This window comes from Lentzea sp. CC55 (assembly GCF_021056325.1).
Taxonomy (GTDB): domain Bacteria; phylum Actinomycetota; class Actinomycetes; order Mycobacteriales; family Pseudonocardiaceae; genus Lentzea; species Lentzea jiangxiensis.
In genome coordinates this window covers 802,389-802,937 of record NZ_JAJCXE010000056.1, presented here as the reverse complement: position 1 = coordinate 802,937, position 549 = coordinate 802,389, and the positions used below count along the sequence as shown (strand labels likewise).

Annotated in this window: 1 protein-coding gene; it reads left to right on the top strand. The window is 71.0% G+C overall.

Annotated elements, in window-relative coordinates:
- Positions 1 to 82: 82 nt before the first annotated feature.
- Positions 83 to 549: hypothetical protein (locus tag L6E10_RS38375; protein ID WP_236225065.1), on the top strand; the 467-nt coding region annotated here is incomplete at its 3' end.

Below are 549 nucleotides of genomic sequence, written 5' to 3'. Positions count from 1 at the left end.
CGGCGACGCGACTACGAACACCCCACCCGCCGACGCAGCCACCGACACGCCGCCCCGCGACACCACCAGCACCGCAGCGGGCGTGAGCCAGAAGCCGCTGCCCCCGCTGCCCGCGGAGTCGTCCGTGGCGGAGGGCAGCCGTAGCGGCGCGGAGACGAGCTCGCCCAGTCCTGCTCCGGAAACCACCAAGGCGCCGAAGAAGGTCCGCGGCGGTGGCGCGCCGCCGGCGATGACGCCGCCGACCCCGGAATCACACCGGGGCAAGGACGTCCTGAGCGACGAGTCGTGGCGTCACGACCCCGCCAGGACCGCGGACTGGTCCAACCCGGACAACCCAGCCGACCGCAGCACCTGGGCCGACCGACGCAACGACACCGACGTCCGCACCGTCGACCTCGACGTGCGCGACGTGCGCACCGACAGCACGCCGTCGAAGATCGAGGCCTACAAGGGCCTCATCAACTACGACCTGCGCCGCATCGAGACCAGTCCCGGCAAGTTCGTGCAGGAATACACCGTCAAGGTCCACCTCGAACCCACCGGCAAGAC